Source organism: Aquimarina rhabdastrellae (assembly GCA_947387485.1).
GTDB lineage: Bacteria > Bacteroidota > Bacteroidia > Flavobacteriales > Flavobacteriaceae > Aquimarina.
The window spans coordinates 1-16,680 of sequence record CANDNT010000027.1; the positions used below are offsets into that span (position 1 = coordinate 1).

Sequence of the window (16,680 nt, forward strand, 5' to 3'; positions counted from 1 at the left end):
GCTGCCACTATCGATGCTGCTAATGTTTTAACTATCGCTATCGAAGATGGAAATCCTGTGACTGTTGATCTTTCGGCTTTCCTTGATAATACTGATGATCAAAATCTTACTTCTGCTTCTATCGATGCTGCTAATGTATTGACTATTGCTATCGAAGATGGAAACCCTGTGACTGTCGATCTTTCGGCTTTCCTTGATAATACTGATGATCAAACTGTAGATCAATTCCAATTTGATAATACTACTAACGAACTTTCTATCTCCGTTGAAGATGATGGCGTAGCTCCGCTTACCGTTGATCTTTCTGCGCTTAATAATGCGGGTACTGATGATCAAAATTTAACGGCTGCCACTATCGATGCTGCTAATGTTTTAACTATCGCTATCGAAGATGGAAATCCTGTGACTGTTGATCTTTCGGCTTTCCTTGATAATACTGATGATCAAAATCTTACTTCTGCTTCTATCGATGCTGCTAATGTATTGACTATTGCTATCGAAGATGGAAACCCTGTGACTGTCGATCTTTCGGCTTTCCTTGATAATACTGATGATCAAACTGTAGATCAATTCCAGTTTGATAATACTACTAACGAACTTTCGATCTCCGTTGAAGATGATGGCGTAGCTCCGCTTACTGTTGATCTTTCTGCGCTTGATAATGCTGGTACTGATGATCAAAATTTAACCTCGGCTACTATCGATGCTGCTAATGTTTTAACTATCGCTATCGAAGATGGAAATCCTGTGACTGTTGATCTTTCGGCTTTCCTTGATAATACTGATGATCAAAATCTTACTTCTGCTTCTATCGATGCTGCTAATGTATTGACTATTGCTATCGAAGATGGAAACCCTGTGACGGTAGACCTTTCTGCTTTCCTTGATAATACTGATGATCAAACGGTGGATCAATTCCAATTTGATAATGCTACTAACGAACTTTCGATCTCTGTTGAAGATGATGGCGTGGCTCCGCTTACCGTTGATCTTTCTGCTCTTGAGAACACTGATGATGTATCTACTGTAACTACAACAGCTCCTACAGGAGGTTTATCAGGAAGAACTATAGCAACTCATGATGCTGGTGGAACAACTAGTACTATTGAAGAATCTGTAACAACATTAACTCAAAATGATGCGAGTGCAACTGGAGAAATCACTTATACAAACGAAGCCGGAACTGCTAGTACTGCACAAGTAGTTAGTGCTGACACTAATAATAGTATTACTTCTGGATCAGACGGAGGAGCTTTCTTTATGAGTCCTGTAAAAGCAATGGGGAAAGTTGCTGGTAATGGTACTGCACTTAAAATCTTAAATGCAACTGTAAGTAGAATTAATGAAGGTGATTATCAGATAACATTTAATTCTCCTATGCCAGATGCTAATTATATCATCCAATTAGCTACTATCGATTGTGGTGGAGACTGCCCTGGTAACTCAGGTGCTGATTATGATGATCCAGGTATCACATATTATAATCAAACTACAACTGGTTTTAGAATTAATATTGGTGATAGTGATAATGGTACAAATCCTAAAGATGATATAGATTTAGAATTTATGTTTACTGTTTTAGACTTTTAAACTATGAAATTATATAATTCACTAGTAATACTATTGTTATTCAAGATTTCTTTTGTGTATTCACAAATAGATAATAATACTATTATGAGAATTCCTAATGTTACTACTAGTGAACGTAACAGCATAACTACCCCACATGAGGGTAGTTTTGTTTATGATACAAATCAAAATAGATTATATCAATATACAGATACTGGATGGTTACAACTTTCTACAAATAGAGGAAATGTATATGTAGGCGCCTTTCAAATTTCAAGTGCTGGATCATTAACAATTTCTGACCTTCCTTTTCAACCTTCTTCCATTACATTTTCGGCTGCAGCAAATGTAGAATCGTTTAACTTAGATAATGATAATGGAACTGGTAATAATGATAGAGGTATTAGAAATTCGTTTGGATCAATGACAGGTTTTGCTCGAAATGATTCAGGTACTATTACGCAACAAGTGATTTTTATAGGAGCCCATGGTAATTCCATAAATGATATTTCTCGATATGCTTCAAATACCAATGCTATAGGTATTAGATATGGAGATCAAAACGGAAATTCATTAGGAAGAATCACAGCATCCTTAACATCCTTTAACACTAATGGATTTACGTTAAATGTAGTCTATACTAATGGAACTGTTTCTAATACTGGATTAAATGTAAATCCAACTGATATTAATAACGAAGGGTTAATTGTTTTATATACTGCTTATCGATAACAAAAAAATAGCTTTATGAAAAGGGGAATTATTTTAATGGTCATATGTGTTTTATTTTATTTAAACCCTCTACGGCTTTTTGCACAAATTGATGCAAATTCAGTAATGGGTATACCTCAAGTGATTAACAATACCGAGATGTTTGGTATAATCGGAGCCAATGAAGGTTCTATGGTTTATAACGTACAACAAAAAGGGTTATTTATTTTTAATGGAACAACTTGGGTTTCTTCCAGTAATAATAATTGGTTAATTAATGGTAACTCAGGTACAACGACAGCTGATTTTTTAGGGACAATAGACGATGTCAGAATGCAAATTCGTTCAAATAACCTTCCCTTATTAGAATTTGGAAGAAGACAGACCTTAGGTCTTGTTCAAAGTTTTCCAGATTATACCGATAATGATCAACCATTAATTCACCTCAACGGAGACGGAAATGTTGCTGCACTACAATTTGCAGCTGCTGGAGCTAGTTTTTATAAACCTATGTTTTTTACTACTCCTAATGGTAGTTTTAGATTAAAAGGAAGTACTGGAGGAACAGATTTATTTGAAATAGGTTCTGGTGGTCCTTCTAATGATGGTAGATTAGAATTTATCATTGGTGATGATGGTGCAGAGCCTATTATTTTTAAGCGATATGATTTTAGAAATGGACAATTTCATCAAGAGTTTTTTAGGGTTCAAGGGAGTAACAATACTGCTGGTGCCAAAACAAGATTTGGTATCAATATCAATACTAATCAAGTTCCTATTGATAGTGATTATGATGATAGCCAAGCTGCGTTTAATATAGCTAATTCTACACTTCAAATTGAAGGATCTGTTTCTAAATCCATTTTAAGACTTACTGGAAGTGGTTCTTTTACTTTAACTGAAGATCATCATACTATTATACTAGCTTCAAACAGAAATATTACTCTTCCTTCAGCAAGTTCATGTACTGGTCGAATGTATATTATTAAAAATATTTCTGGTGGAAATAGAACTGTTTCAACTTATAGAAATCAAAATAATGATAATAGGACTACTATAAATAATAATAGAACTTTATGGCTACAAAGTGATGGTACAGAATGGCATCAACTCTTCCGTTTCTAAAGCTTACTATATAAGATAAAATTAAATATCTAATTAACTTTCCATAAAAAATGAAAGTTAATTAGATATTTTTTATAGTTTCTACAGAAACTTCATTTTAATTCTTAACTATTTTTTCAAAATATACTTCTTCATTTTCTAATGTTACCTTCAACATATATAACCCACTTTTTAAATCAGAAACATTCATATCAATAACTTTTTGATACTGTTCTTTTGCTTGAGCTATTATTCTTCCTCTTTTTGTTATTATGTTTATTTCTTTAATTGGAACAACACTTTCTATTCTTAAGTAATCCGTTACTGGATTAGGATAAAAAGTAACTTTACTTTGAACAACAGATTCTTTATCTTGAATTGCTATATTTTTTTTACTTTCTATGTTTTCTCTTGACCATACTTTTACTTCTCCTAGATTTAATCTTCCATGATCAGTTCTATAAATACGTACATATCTCCCTCTAGCATTTACAGGAACTTCTAAAATATTTCTTCCCCATGAATCAATATATCCATCTATCACAATATTATTAGTATCATCTATTACTTGATTATAATCATTAGATAATGGTTGCTCAGATACTACTACTTTATAGTTTCCATTTCTTAATTTGCTCTCTTGCTTATATATACTCACATGACTAATTTGTTTAATAGACTTTAAATCTATCATCCACCAAGCTTTATTTTCTGGATCAGTTTCACTAAAAGATCTACCATTGCTAGAAGCATATGTATCACCATCATTTGCTCTATCTGCAATTGCTTTTACTCCACTATGAGTAGAAGATTGAGATGCATTTCCTAATAAAGCTACATTTTTAAGATTTTTAGTATTAATAAATGTTCTAGGATTTTCTTCAAATACAGCTAATTCACTATAATCATCACTACTATCAAAATTAAATCTTATGTATTTATAGGCATCTTGATTTTCTATTGAATATACCCACCATGTAGTTCGATAATCATTATAATATTTAGTTTCTCTAGAATATGTCAATCGGTTCCAATTTCTGCCATCATTAGACCCATATACATCATTATCTCCTATTACAGTATGAGAACCATAACCTGCAACTGCAAAACCTCTTACTACAGTTGGTTCTTTAAACTTCCATTTAGATTCTGATTCGCTAGTCCAAGTCGATACATCATCATCTAATAATTTTTTATAAGTAGTTTTACTATTAGTTTTATACTCTGCCGTCAATAATTTATTAGGTAAATTAACTGGACGTTTAGACCAATAATGTCTTCCTACTTTAGTAAAATCCCATCCATTTCTTTCATAATTTAATCGATTAGCTACATTAACTATGTTTAATTGGCGAGATAAAGAGCTGTTATTAACAATAAGACCAGGTTTTTGATAATAATCAACATCTAATGCATTTACTACAGGAAAAACTCCTCTTTTATTGGATGTAGACAATTTTTGATATTCAAATTTCATTCTAGATTCCATGCTCTTTGCTGCCTGATACACTCTATAACCAGAATTTGAATATCTTGTTTCTCCTTCATCTATAGCTGGACAACCATCATCTTTGGCAAAAAAAGCTCTTTTCCATGGTTTTCTAACATCCCTACCATCTTTAAGGTTTTTAGTTTCAAATGTACTTCTAGATTCTGTTTCAGACATCAAGGTATAATTAGAAATTCCAGGTCCCATGATATAAACACGATTGTTAGATTCTATCATTTGTCTCAAAGTTGGCCAATTATCTCGTTTATTATAATCGAACTTTTTATATTTAGGCCAATTGTAATTATAATCTCCGATACGATGTCCATCACTACCTGCAAATTCGTGTAACCAATCTCCATATACATCTTCTTTATCTTCCCAAAAATTAGCAACTCTAACATCTGTAGCTTTGATAATTAGTATCATAAATGGATTTTTCTTTAACGCATCTAACATATCATCATGTACATCATCCCAAGATGCCATACCTGCTCCATATCCATGTCTATACACATTACTTGAATGAGGATCCAATTCTAATACCCTTATTCCATTTCTTAATTGGTCTTTAATACTAAAATCTTGATTTTGTTCTATACATGTTGAAAAAGGAATAAATGCATCATTATCGTTTGCATATGCATTATGACTAGAAGGCCATGTAATTTCATTAATTTTTTTATCTAACATCCCACATGTTATGATAAACCCTCCTGCATCATCTAAAATATAATCATCTGATTTCCCTATACACTCATCACAAACTGAAGATTGTGTGTATCCCCATTGGGTAAAAAAAATACATATTAAAATAAGAGATTGCATGAGCAACCTATTAGTGCAATACTGCTTAACATAAGCACTAGCACTTATGTTGACATTAACTAAAATTGGATTCATAATAAATGTAATTAAAAGTTTATTTAACACTTCCCTATTCCTCTAATTATCAAGTCGAAATATATTTTTATAACTAATTTTCAAACAGGAAAGCTTCCAAAAATAAATTCTCTTCCAATTTTTAATATCATAACAAGATCACAATCAATCATTTTTTAACAAAAAAATAACAAAATCTACTTGCAAATTTCAAGCTTTATATAGCAATATTCTACTATATTAATACGCTAATTCGTTGTAATACACATAAAACACTCACTTACAATAGTTACGGTTTAACCTTTGTCACATTTCGTCGACAGAAAAAGTTAATTTCTTTGTAAGTTACTAAACCGTTTATCGACAAAAAAGCGTATTTCAGCGACACCGAGTAGCATTATCGCTTAAAATAAAGTTGCTTAACTCATATTATTAGTTAAATTTGCCTCATATTAATTACTTGAAAACCACAAGAATAAACAAAATAGAATTATGAAGTTTTTTTCTCACATATTAGTTTTTGTTTTTACTGCAACTTTTTCGATTTATGCACAAGAATTAGCTTTTCATAATTTTGGAAATGTACAAATTCATGATGGTGCTACAGTTGGATTCCATTCTGATGTGATTAACGATGGAACTTTTGATCAAAACTTAGGAAAAGTAGGATTCTACAGTAATGAAAGTATTGCTATATCAGGAAATAACAAACCTATTTTTCATGATATGGAAGTTGATGTTGCTCAAAATATATTTTTGCAAGTAGCAGTAGGAATCACAAACTTTCATGAGTTTATAAATGGTAAAGCAATAACTCCAAGAGATTTAAATACACAAACAAGAGATGAAATTGTAAGTTTACATTTCATTGATGACGCCCCATATTTAGGAGAAGATAACGATAGACATGTTGATGGTTATGCGTCTCATACAGGTTCTTTAGATTTTACATTCCCTATCGGTGATGATTTTAGATTAAGACCTCTAAGTGTTGAAAGTTTAGCTTCTGTAAATACTACTAGAGCTGCATACTTTTTTGAAAACCCAAACTTCCCTAATACTTTCCCAGAAGTTTTTGATACTTCAAACATTGATGAAAACTTATTTAGAGTTAGTTTATTCGAATTTTGGGATCTTGATGGAGATACTGAAACTGAAGTAACTTTAACATGGGATGATAATAGTAATATTCCTTTCTTAGTTGAAGGAAATGATAACATCAATAATCTTAGAGTTGTAGGTTGGGATAGTGAGTTAGAGCAATGGGTAAACTTAGGAATGACAGAAATCTCTGGAGATATGGACTCTGGTTCTGTTAAATCAGAAAGTTTTATTCCAAATAGATATACGGCTTTAACTATTGGTGCTACTACAGAAATACTTGAAGGTGATTTTCAAATCTATAATGGTGTATCTGCAAATGGTGATGGATTCAATGATTTCTTTACTATAGAAGATATTGACCAACACCCAAACAATGAATTATTTATCTACAATAGATGGGGAGTTGAAGTATACCATACAAGAGGATACAATAACACATGGAACGGAATTTCTGAAGGTAGAGCTACAATAGCTAAAGGAGAAGAATTACCTGTAGGAACTTATTTCTACATTCTTAAAATCGATGGTCAGAGAAATCATTCAGGATATTTATATTTATCAAGATAATGAATCTCTTAGGATATCATTTTACAAACCCTTCTTTACAAAATGATATCCTAAAATATTATATCCTTCGTTTAAATAAAATTTATGTGACGGATGGTTTGAAACATAACTATCTAATTCAGATGCTTCACATCCTCTCTTTTTTGCATAAGCATAAATCCAAGAAAACAGTTGTTTACCTATTCCCATACTACGAAACTCTTCTTTAATAAAAACATGATCTGGTTGACATGATCGTCCTGCATAATGTCTAGTCATAAACCATAATCCAAAAACACCTATCATTTCTCCTTGATAAAAAATCCCTCTACACTCATAGTTTTGATCAAACATTTCAGAAAAACGTTCTATCAAAATCTCATCACTATATTGATTCCCCATCAACTCTTGGATAAAGGGAATAATTATCTCTAAATCTTTTTTATCAATTAATTCAAAGCTTAATTCCATTTTCTTTTTCTGCTAAAATAATTATAATTTAACACTACACTTTTAAAGCTTTCTTAAAATAAAACAGCATCTTTGTCTAATTAAATGATTATATTCTCGATATATGCAGCGTCGTGATTTTTTAAAACAAACTTCCTTAAGCATACTTTCTCTTCCATTTTTAGGAGCTTTTACCTCTTATATTCCCGAGTTTTCAAAAAATGATTTATTAGGAAAAAGTACACCTTTACTCTATGGAAAAGGATATCGTTTACAAAAAGAAGCGCATAAAGCTTTTTTAAAAATGAAAAAAGCTGCAGCAAAAGAAGGTATTAATCTTCAGGTAGTTTCAAGTTATCGCAGTTATGCTCATCAAAAAAGAATATGGGAACGTAAATATAAACGCTTTACAAAGCAAGGCTTATCCCCTATTCAAGCTATAGAAAAAATCATTCAATATTCTACTATTCCTGGTACATCAAGACACCACTGGGGCACTGATCTTGATATTATAGACGGAAATCAAAAACGCCCAAAAAGCTCCTTACTTCAAGAAAATTTTGAATCTAAAGGAGTTTATTATAAACAGAAAATATGGATGGATAAACATGCACAATCTTATGGCTTTTATCTCGTTTATACTTCAGAATTAACTCGAAAAGGTTTTAAATATGAGCCTTGGCATTATACCTATGCACCGTTATCAATACCTATGCTCAAAGCTTATCAAAATATAGACATCCATCAAGAATTACAACAAAATAACGTATTAGGAAGTCAATATTTTTCGGAAGAGTTCATAAAAAAATATATCTTTGAAAATATACTAGACATTAACCCTAGTCTAATATAACCCTAAATTTTAATTATACACCCAAATAATTATACTTATGAGACCCCCTATTATTAAATTCCTATTCTTTATTGTTTTAAGTGCTAATCTTATTGCTTGTTCTAAAGACGATGACAGTACAAATACTGGTAGTACAGATGATACACAACAAGTTGATGATAATGAACAAGTAGGAGAAAATGGTTATAAACAAATCGTTCTAGAAATCCATAGATTGGTTAATGAACATAGAACAAGTATTAATTTAAATACATTAGAGCTTAACGAAGTTGCTTCAGAGCTTTCTGTAGATCATTGTGAATATATGATTCAGCAAGGTACTATTAGTCATGATAACTTTGGTACTAGATCTGATGAATTAAACCAAAGAGTCGGTGCTGTTTCTACAGGAGAAAATGTTGCTGCTTTTCAACGATCTGCAGAGCAAGTGATGAACGATTGGTTAAATAGCCCTGGACATAGAAGAAATATCGAAGGTAATTTCACTCATATTGGAATCGCTGCAGAAAAAGATGCTGATGGTAGATATTATTTTACACAGTTCTTTTATAGATAAACATTCTCTATAGAAAATATTTTTACGCTTGTATATAATTATATACAAGCGTTTTTTATTTCTTAAATTTGTTATTCAACTAAAAACCAATATATGAGAAGAGGTGGATCTAAAATAAGAATCTTAATAGGTATCGCTATAGTTGCCTTTGCTTTTATAAAAAAATGCAATAACAAATCTTTAAACCCTTATACCGATAGGGTTCAAAATATAAATATGAGTGCCGATCAAGAGATAGCTATTGGAATCCAGAGTGCACCTGATATGGCCAAACAATACGGTGGATTATACCCTGATCAAAAACTACAAAACTATATTGATCTAGTTGGAAACAAACTCATTAATGCATCAATAGCTAAACAAACACCATATAAATATGATTTTCATTTATTAGCAGACAATACTACTGTAAATGCATTTGCTTTACCTGGTGGTCAAATTTTTATCACTTATGCCCTTTTTTCTCGTTTACAGAATGAAGATCAAGTCGCAGGGGTATTAGGTCATGAAATCGGACATGTTTTAGGTAGGCATTCTGCCGAACGTATTGCAGAACATGATTTCTGGAAAACCATCGCCACTGGAGCTTCAGTTGGAGCCGATGCTGGTAATCTAGTTAATAGTATAGGTCAAAATGTTCTCTTAAAAAATGGTCGTGGCGATGAGCTAGAAAGTGATAACTTGGGAATACGTTTTATGATAAGAGCTGGTTATGACCCTTATCAAATGATTGAAGTAATGCAAATTCTAAAAGCTGCTGCAGGCCCAAATCGCGTTCCAGAGTTTCAAAGTTCACATCCAGATCCCGATAATCGAATTCAAAAAATCAAAGAAGCCATTCAAGAATATCAAGGCGTATCATAATTCAAAAAAACCGATTGAAATTCAATCGGTTTTTTTGGTTTTTCTTCTTATTTAAGTGCTCTTCTCCTCTAATATTGTATTTTTGCATCTTGCCAGTAACTAAGGCAACACCCAATTTAACCAACTTTTAAAGTTTATAACGTAATGCAAAAAAAAGTTATTCTTATGATTCTTGACGGATGGGGAATGTCTCCTGATCCAAAAGTTTCTGCTATAGATCAAGCAAAAACTCCATTCATCGACGAATTATATACAAAATACCCCAATGCTTCACTTCGTACAGATGGACTACATGTTGGACTTCCTGAAGGTCAAATGGGTAATAGCGAAGTTGGACATATGAATCTTGGTGCAGGTAGAATTGTATATCAAGATCTTGCAAAAATCAATATCGCGGTAGAAAATAATACGCTTAAAGACGAAAAAGTATTACAAAATGCTTTTGCTTATGCCAAAGCAAATAATAAAAACATACATCTTTTAGGTTTAGTAAGTGATGGTGGTGTGCACTCTCATATCAATCACCTCAAAGGATTATTAGATACGGCTCATAGTAATGGATTAAATAATGTTTTCGTACATGCATTTACAGATGGTCGTGATGTAGATCCTAAATCTGGTATCGATCATATAGCAAACCTTCAAGAGCATATGTCAAAATCCACTGGTCAACTAGCTTCAATAATTGGACGTTATTATGCCATGGATAGAGATAAAAGATGGGAGAGAGTACAATTAGCCTATGACCTACTTGTAAATGGTAAAGGAAAACAAAGTAGTAATGCGATACAAAGCATACAAGAAAGTTATGATGCTGGTATTACAGATGAGTTTATCGAGCCTATTGTAATGACTCAAAATGATACCCCTATTACTACAATCCAAAAAGATGATGTAGTTATCTTCTTTAACTTTAGAACTGATCGCGGTAGAGAGTTAACCGAAATGCTTTCTCAAAATGATATGCCAGATTATGGCACTCATAAACTTCCGTTACATTATGTAACTATGACTAATTATGATGATAATTTTAACGGAATTGAAGTAATTTATGATAAAGATAATATTACTTCTACGCTAGGTGAAGTACTTGAAAAAGCAGAAAAAACTCAAATCCGAATTGCCGAGACTGAAAAATATCCTCATGTAACATTCTTTTTCTCTGGTGGTCGTGAAGAACCTTTTGAAGGTGAATATAGAATCTTACGTAACTCACCAAAAGTGGCTACCTATGATTTACAGCCAGAAATGAGTGCTTATGAATTAAGAGATGCTTTGGTTCCTGAGTTGCAAAAAGGTGAAGTAGATTTTGTTTGCCTAAATTTTGCCAATGGTGATATGGTAGGTCATACAGGTGTTATGGAAGCTGCAATCAAAGCTTGTGAAGCTGTAGACGAATGTGTAAAAGATATCGTCATTAATGGATTAGATAATCAATACACTACTATCTTAATCGCAGATCACGGTAATTGTGAAACCATGATCAATCCAGACGGTTCACCACATACAGCACACACAACTAATCCTGTTCCTGTTATCTTGATTGATAACGAACCTATTTTAATAAAAGATGGAATATTAGGTGATATTGCTCCTACTATTCTTGACTTAATGGGAGTAGAAAAACCTGAAGTGATGACTCGAGAATCTCTAGTTATTCATAACGAAGATTAATTCCTAATTATAAAATACAATATCCTGTAATCACTTGTGATTACAGGATATTCTTTATCCCTGTCAAGTTGTTAAACTCTATTTAATTCTTACAGGTATATTCTTGATTTGTAATATATTTAAAGCATTACAAAAACAACAATGATGAAATTATTTATTTATTTAGGGCTGATTGTATCTTTAATCGCATGTAAAAGTACTACTACAGCAACAGCCTCTTCGCATGAAGAAAACATTCAACAAACAAAACAAAAAACTCCTAGTGGCATGCTTGTAGGTAAACAAGATAGAGCCGCTCTAGAACAACAACCTTTTGGATCTTGGTTTAACAAAAACTTCAAAAATTATAAGGTTGATACCAAAACTGTTGCAGAAATCAAACCACTTCTAGAAGGAGTTACAATTAAAGCTTTTATGGGAACTTGGTGTGGTGATAGCAAACGAGAAACTCCTACTTTTTATAAAATTCTAGATGCTGCCGATTTTAATTATGATGATTTTCAACTTATTACAGTAAGTCGCAATAAAACTACTCCAGGCGGTTTAGAAAAAAATATGGATATTATTCGTGTGCCTACCTTTATTTTCTATAAAGAAGGAAAAGAATTAGGACGCTATGTAGAATATCCTAGAACTTCTTTAGAAAAAGATATGCTAGCTATTTTATCTGGTGCTGGATATAAACACTCATATGAGAACTAAAATTATTTTCCTAATGTACTTATCGTGATGTAAAAACATAAAAAAGCTATAATAAGTATATGTTTCTATTGAATGTCACCGTACAGAATAGTATAATCTTTGTAAATTTGTTCCTTAAACATAAAGACATCAAATATTAATATCACCTATGATCATAACCAAGACACGTGAAGAAATTGAATTAATGCGAGAAAGCGCACTAATTGTATCCAAAACTTTAGGAATGCTTGCTTCAGAAGTAAAACCAGGAGTTACTTCATTACAATTAGATAAATTAGCTGAAGAGTTTATACGAGATCACGGTGCTATTCCAGGTTTTTTAGGATTATATGATTTTCCTAATACCCTTTGTATGAGTCCTAATGAACAAGTAGTTCATGGTATACCTAATAATACTCCTTTAAAAGAAGGAGATATTATTTCTATCGACTGTGGTGCTATTAAAAATGATTTTTATGGAGATCATGCATATACATTTCCTGTAGGGGAAGTTAGCTCAGAAGTTAGACGTTTATTAGATGTCACTAGAGCTTCGCTTTATGTAGGTATAGCCGAGTTTAAAGCAAACAACCGTGTAGGTGATGTAGGTTATGCTATTCAAAAATTCACAGAAGATGCCGGTTATGGTGTTGTACGTGAATTAGTAGGTCATGGATTAGGTCGTACTATGCATGAAGATCCAGAAATGCCTAATTATGGTCGTAGAGGAAAAGGAAAAAAGTTTATAGAAGGTATGGTTGTTGCTATTGAGCCTATGACTAATATGGGGACTCATCGCATCAAACAACATAGAGATGGATGGACAATTACTACAAAAGATGGAAAACCAAGTGCACACTTTGAGCATGATGTTGCTATTGTTGATGGTAAGCCAGAAATCTTATCTACTTTTAAATATGTTCATAAAGCATTAGGAATAGAGACAGATGAAGAAGATGCTTTTAGACAAGAATTATTGGTAGTATAATTGATCTAAAAAATACTTAGTAATAGATAACGGACACTAAGTATTCATTGGTGTCCGTTAATATTTAAAAGACCTTAATTGTTTTGATAACCTCATGAAAAAACTTTTCAAATTTGTTTTAAACACGATCCCAAGACCGCTATTGATTCGTATGAGTTATATCGCTCGACCTATCATTGCTTTATCTTTAAAAGGTGATCGTTTTACAGATCCTATTGATAATAAAAGTTTTGCTAAGTTTTTACCCTATGGTTATGAAAACCCTAGAGATAATGTACTCTCACCGTCTACCCTATCTCTAGAACGTCATCGTTTATTATGGTTATATCTTAAAGATCAAACAGATTTTTTCACAAAACCATCAAAAGTATTACACTTTGCTCCAGAGCAAGCTTTTTATAAACGATTTAAAGCTTTAAAACATTTAGAATATACAACCACAGATCTCCATTCGCCTTTAGCCGATGTTAAAGCTGATATATGTGATTTGCCATTTGAAGATAATACCTATGATATTATCTTTTGTAATCATGTATTAGAACATATACCAGATGACACAAAAGCTATGCAAGAACTCCTACGAGTACTTAAACCGGGTGGAATGGCTATTTTGCAGATTCCTCAAGAATTAGATAGAGAAACTACTTTTGAAGATGATAGTATAACAGATCCTAAAGAACGAGCTCGTATTTTTGGACAGTATGATCACGTACGTATCTATGGACGCGATTATTTTAATAAATTACGTAACATAGGTTTCAAAGTTGACGAAATAGATTATACACAATTACTTTCTAATGAAGATGTAAAGCGATTTGGTTTAGCTCAGGGCGAAATCCTTCCTGTATGTTATAAACCTTAATTTTTCTATCAACTTATTTTGATTCATTCAACTCACAAGTTTGCCCATTAGATAAGGTTATACCTCTTCCCCAAGTACAAATTTGTTGTAAAATAGGAAGCAATTCTTTTCCTCTTTCTGTTAAAGAATACTCTACTCGCGGCGGAATCTCTGCAAAAGATTCTCTTTGTATAACACCACTTTGTTCAAGATCTTTCAACTGTTCTGTCAATACCTTTCTACTAATATTTCCGATATAACTTACCAGTTGCCCAAATCTTAATTTTCTTTCGCCCAATATATATATAATTATAGGAGTCCATTTATTACCAATAATATTCATTGCATGAACCATTGGACAATGATTTGGATTTTCGATTAATTTTCTTCCCATGAATTATTAAATTTTAGTTAAATCTACATATTAGTTACGTAGAGGTTACCACTTTTTATTCGTACAAAAATACAATTGTTTCTTTAAAAAACTATTATTAGTTACTTTTATAAACCACAAAATAAAAAAGAAAAATAATGACTGTATTTGAACCTTACACTTTAGGAAATCTTACATTAAAAAATAAAATTGTTATGGCTCCTATGACGCGTAGTAGAGCTATAGATAATATCCCTAATGATTTAATGGTAACTTATTATGAACAACGATCAGATGCTGGGTTGATTATTTCTGAAGGAGTTTCTCCTTCGATCAACGGTACTGGATATGCTAGAATCCCAGGTGCTTATACTGAAGCTCAAATTCAAGGTTGGGAAAAAATTGCCTCAGCTATTCATGCAAAAGAAAGTAAACTTTTTGTTCAATTAATGCATTGCGGAAGATCCTCTGCTAAAGTAAATCAACCAGAAGGTGCCAGAACTATCGCACCTTCTAGCGTACAATTAGAGGGTGAGATATATACTGATCAAGGTATGGCTCCTTATGATATTCCTGAAGCAATGTCTATCGAGGATATTAAGACAACACAAAATGATTTTGTTCAAGCTGCTGCAAAATTAATTAAAGCTGGTGTTGACGGTATCGAATTACACAGTGCCAATGGATATTTATTAGACCAATTCTTGAATCCAGTTACTAATCAACGTACAGATGACTATGGTGGGGATTATAAAAACCGTGTTCGCTTTGTTCTAGAAACAGTGCAGCAAACTGTCGAAGCAATCGGGGCGAATAAAATAGGAGTTCGTATTTCTCCGCATGGAGCATTTAATAGCATGGCACATGAATACGAAGATTTGGTAGCTATGTATAGTTATTTTGCAGAGGAACTTAATAAACTACAAATTGCATATTTACATATAGTAGATCATAGACCTATGGGTGCTCCAGATTTTTCTACAGATGTTTTAGCGCGTCTACGCAATATTTTTAAAGGAACTATTATTTCAGGTGGAGGTGTAACATCTGCTCAACAAGCTCAAGATTACCTCAACAAAGGAAATGATCTGGTATATATAGGTCGTCCTTATATTTCTAATCCTAACCTTGTAGAAAAATTAAAACAAGAGCGTGAATTAACGCCTCCTAATATGGATACTTTCTATACTCCTGGAGTACTTGGATATACAGATTATGCCTTATTTTAATTTTTATCAAAAAATGTAATTATAAAAAAAGAGTTCTAAGGTTAATTTCTTAGAACTCTTTTTATCTTTTATAATTTATATTTAAGTGGTAAATGCACCACTTTTTTTGTTTCATAAAATTCTTCTTCAAAGAAATCTGATAAATCGTATTGTGTAGCTTTAGGAAATTGAGCTAATTCTTCTGTTAAATCTCCCCCCTTAAGGTATAAGATTCCATTTGATAATTCATGTTGTGATTTTTTTGTCACATTCTTTCTTACCCATTTTACAAAATCAGGCATATTGGTAACTGCACGACTTACGATAAAATCAAAACGTTCTTCAAATGTTCCTGCCCTTCTTTGTTCTGCTTTTAAATTTTTCAGTTTTAAGGCTGTAGCTACTTCATTAACCACACGTATCTTCTTTGCGATAACATCAACCAAATAAAAATCTGTCTCTGGAAATAGAATTGCTAAAGGAATCCCAGGGAAACCTCCACCAGTCCCTACATCCATCACCTTACTACCTGGTAAAAATGATTGTACTTTTGCTATTCCTAAAGAATGCAATACATGTCGCTCATACAATGCTTCAATATCTTTACGTGAAATCACATTAATCTTTGCATTCCAATCTGTATATAATGCCTTTAAGGCTTCAAACTTTTCTTTTTGTTCCTCTGTAAGTTCAGGAAAATATTTTAAAAGAATATCCATGTATCAAATTTAGATTACAAAAGTACAATGTTAATCTTTCACTTTTTTATCTTTTTTAAAAGCAATAG

The 16,680-nt window shown here is 32.3% G+C and carries 16 protein-coding genes; 12 read left to right on the forward strand and 4 right to left on the reverse strand.

Features of this window, described 5'->3' with window-relative positions; all coding sequences use genetic code 11:
- The 3 genes from ACYEKI_RS20375 to ACYEKI_RS20385 form a co-directional block, all read left to right on the forward strand.
- A partial coding sequence (locus ACYEKI_RS20375; RefSeq protein ID WP_459213059.1) for a hypothetical protein occupies window positions 1-1,590 on the forward strand: 1,590 nt, incomplete at its 5' end.
- A 3-nt stretch (window positions 1,591-1,593) separates the two neighbouring features.
- Window positions 1,594-2,301, forward strand: coding sequence for a hypothetical protein (locus tag ACYEKI_RS20380; RefSeq protein ID WP_459213060.1), 708 nt, complete (start codon window positions 1,594-1,596; stop codon window positions 2,299-2,301).
- 15 nt (window positions 2,302-2,316) lie between these two features.
- Entirely contained in the window at window positions 2,317-3,405 is a 1,089-nt protein-coding gene (locus ACYEKI_RS20385) for a hypothetical protein (protein ID WP_459213061.1), read from the forward strand.
- Window positions 3,406-3,502: 97 nt separating this feature from the next.
- Here ACYEKI_RS20385 and ACYEKI_RS20390 read toward each other — a convergent pair whose 3' ends face one another.
- Complete coding sequence (locus ACYEKI_RS20390; RefSeq protein WP_459213062.1) at window positions 3,503-5,776, reverse strand: T9SS type A sorting domain-containing protein; 2,274 nt, start codon at window positions 5,774-5,776, stop codon at window positions 3,503-3,505.
- A gap of 471 nt (window positions 5,777-6,247) precedes the next feature.
- Here ACYEKI_RS20390 and ACYEKI_RS20395 point away from each other — a divergent pair, with 471 nt between their 5' ends.
- Window positions 6,248-7,426, forward strand: a complete 1,179-nt coding sequence (locus tag ACYEKI_RS20395; RefSeq protein ID WP_459213063.1) for a gliding motility-associated C-terminal domain-containing protein — start codon at window positions 6,248-6,250, stop codon at window positions 7,424-7,426.
- A gap of 21 nt (window positions 7,427-7,447) precedes the next feature.
- Here the strand turns inward: ACYEKI_RS20395 and ACYEKI_RS20400 are convergent, their stop codons facing one another.
- A complete protein-coding gene (locus ACYEKI_RS20400; RefSeq protein ID WP_459213064.1) occupies window positions 7,448-7,876 on the reverse strand; it encodes a GNAT family N-acetyltransferase in 429 nt (142 codons plus the stop codon).
- A 103-nt stretch (window positions 7,877-7,979) separates the two neighbouring features.
- Between ACYEKI_RS20400 and ACYEKI_RS20405 the strand changes: the two genes are divergently transcribed.
- The 7 genes from ACYEKI_RS20405 to ACYEKI_RS20435 all read left to right on the forward strand — a co-directional run bounded on the left by ACYEKI_RS20405 (window position 7,980) and on the right by ACYEKI_RS20435 (window position 14,333).
- Complete coding sequence (locus ACYEKI_RS20405; protein WP_459213065.1) at window positions 7,980-8,708, forward strand: M15 family metallopeptidase; 729 nt, start codon at window positions 7,980-7,982, stop codon at window positions 8,706-8,708.
- 37 nt (window positions 8,709-8,745) lie between these two features.
- On the forward strand, window positions 8,746-9,264 hold the full coding sequence (locus ACYEKI_RS20410) for a CAP domain-containing protein (RefSeq protein WP_459213066.1): 519 nt from the start codon (window positions 8,746-8,748) through the stop codon (window positions 9,262-9,264).
- A 93-nt stretch (window positions 9,265-9,357) separates the two neighbouring features.
- Window positions 9,358-10,128, forward strand: a complete 771-nt coding sequence (locus ACYEKI_RS20415) for a M48 family metalloprotease (protein ID WP_459213067.1) — start codon at window positions 9,358-9,360, stop codon at window positions 10,126-10,128.
- Window positions 10,129-10,272: 144 nt separating this feature from the next.
- Window positions 10,273-11,802 carry a 2,3-bisphosphoglycerate-independent phosphoglycerate mutase gene (gene gpmI, locus ACYEKI_RS20420; RefSeq protein ID WP_459213068.1) on the forward strand — a complete coding sequence of 510 codons (1,530 nt, stop codon included), beginning with the start codon at window positions 10,273-10,275 and terminating at the stop codon, window positions 11,800-11,802.
- Window positions 11,803-11,946: 144 nt separating this feature from the next.
- Window positions 11,947-12,504 carry a TlpA family protein disulfide reductase gene (locus tag ACYEKI_RS20425; protein WP_459213069.1) on the forward strand — a complete coding sequence of 186 codons (558 nt, stop codon included), beginning with the start codon at window positions 11,947-11,949 and terminating at the stop codon, window positions 12,502-12,504.
- Window positions 12,505-12,652: 148 nt separating this feature from the next.
- Window positions 12,653-13,471, forward strand: a complete 819-nt coding sequence (map, locus tag ACYEKI_RS20430; RefSeq protein ID WP_459213070.1) for a type I methionyl aminopeptidase — start codon at window positions 12,653-12,655, stop codon at window positions 13,469-13,471.
- A gap of 94 nt (window positions 13,472-13,565) precedes the next feature.
- Window positions 13,566-14,333, forward strand: a complete 768-nt coding sequence (locus ACYEKI_RS20435) for a class I SAM-dependent methyltransferase (protein WP_459213071.1) — start codon at window positions 13,566-13,568, stop codon at window positions 14,331-14,333.
- A gap of 13 nt (window positions 14,334-14,346) precedes the next feature.
- Here ACYEKI_RS20435 and ACYEKI_RS20440 read toward each other — a convergent pair whose 3' ends face one another.
- Window positions 14,347-14,706: a winged helix-turn-helix transcriptional regulator gene (locus ACYEKI_RS20440; protein WP_459213072.1), complete on the reverse strand. Its 360-nt coding sequence runs from the start codon at window positions 14,704-14,706 to the stop codon at window positions 14,347-14,349.
- Window positions 14,707-14,843: 137 nt separating this feature from the next.
- Between ACYEKI_RS20440 and ACYEKI_RS20445 the strand changes: the two genes are divergently transcribed.
- Complete coding sequence (locus ACYEKI_RS20445; protein ID WP_459213073.1) at window positions 14,844-15,914, forward strand: alkene reductase; 1,071 nt, start codon at window positions 14,844-14,846, stop codon at window positions 15,912-15,914.
- A gap of 68 nt (window positions 15,915-15,982) precedes the next feature.
- Here ACYEKI_RS20445 and rsmG read toward each other — a convergent pair whose 3' ends face one another.
- The gene (rsmG, locus tag ACYEKI_RS20450) at window positions 15,983-16,612 is read right to left on the reverse strand and encodes a 16S rRNA (guanine(527)-N(7))-methyltransferase RsmG (RefSeq protein WP_459213074.1); all 630 of its coding nucleotides are present in this window, start codon (window positions 16,610-16,612) and stop codon (window positions 15,983-15,985) included.
- Window positions 16,613-16,680: the final 68 nt, after the last annotated feature.

Coding starts and splice junctions, on each gene's coding strand:
- ACYEKI_RS20380 (WP_459213060.1), top strand. CDS start 1,594: ATGAAATTATATAATTCACTAGTAATACTATTGTTATTCAAGATTTCT.
- ACYEKI_RS20385 (WP_459213061.1), top strand. CDS start 2,317: ATGAAAAGGGGAATTATTTTAATGGTCATATGTGTTTTATTTTATTTA.
- ACYEKI_RS20390 (WP_459213062.1), bottom strand. CDS start 5,776: ATGAATCCAATTTTAGTTAATGTCAACATAAGTGCTAGTGCTTATGTT.
- ACYEKI_RS20395 (WP_459213063.1), top strand. CDS start 6,248: ATGAAGTTTTTTTCTCACATATTAGTTTTTGTTTTTACTGCAACTTTT.
- ACYEKI_RS20400 (WP_459213064.1), bottom strand. CDS start 7,876: ATGGAATTAAGCTTTGAATTAATTGATAAAAAAGATTTAGAGATAATT.
- ACYEKI_RS20405 (WP_459213065.1), top strand. CDS start 7,980: ATGCAGCGTCGTGATTTTTTAAAACAAACTTCCTTAAGCATACTTTCT.
- ACYEKI_RS20410 (WP_459213066.1), top strand. CDS start 8,746: ATGAGACCCCCTATTATTAAATTCCTATTCTTTATTGTTTTAAGTGCT.
- ACYEKI_RS20415 (WP_459213067.1), top strand. CDS start 9,358: ATGAGAAGAGGTGGATCTAAAATAAGAATCTTAATAGGTATCGCTATA.
- gpmI (WP_459213068.1), top strand. CDS start 10,273: ATGCAAAAAAAAGTTATTCTTATGATTCTTGACGGATGGGGAATGTCT.
- ACYEKI_RS20425 (WP_459213069.1), top strand. CDS start 11,947: ATGAAATTATTTATTTATTTAGGGCTGATTGTATCTTTAATCGCATGT.
- map (WP_459213070.1), top strand. CDS start 12,653: ATGATCATAACCAAGACACGTGAAGAAATTGAATTAATGCGAGAAAGC.
- ACYEKI_RS20435 (WP_459213071.1), top strand. CDS start 13,566: ATGAAAAAACTTTTCAAATTTGTTTTAAACACGATCCCAAGACCGCTA.
- ACYEKI_RS20440 (WP_459213072.1), bottom strand. CDS start 14,706: ATGGGAAGAAAATTAATCGAAAATCCAAATCATTGTCCAATGGTTCAT.
- ACYEKI_RS20445 (WP_459213073.1), top strand. CDS start 14,844: ATGACTGTATTTGAACCTTACACTTTAGGAAATCTTACATTAAAAAAT.
- rsmG (WP_459213074.1), bottom strand. CDS start 16,612: ATGGATATTCTTTTAAAATATTTTCCTGAACTTACAGAGGAACAAAAA.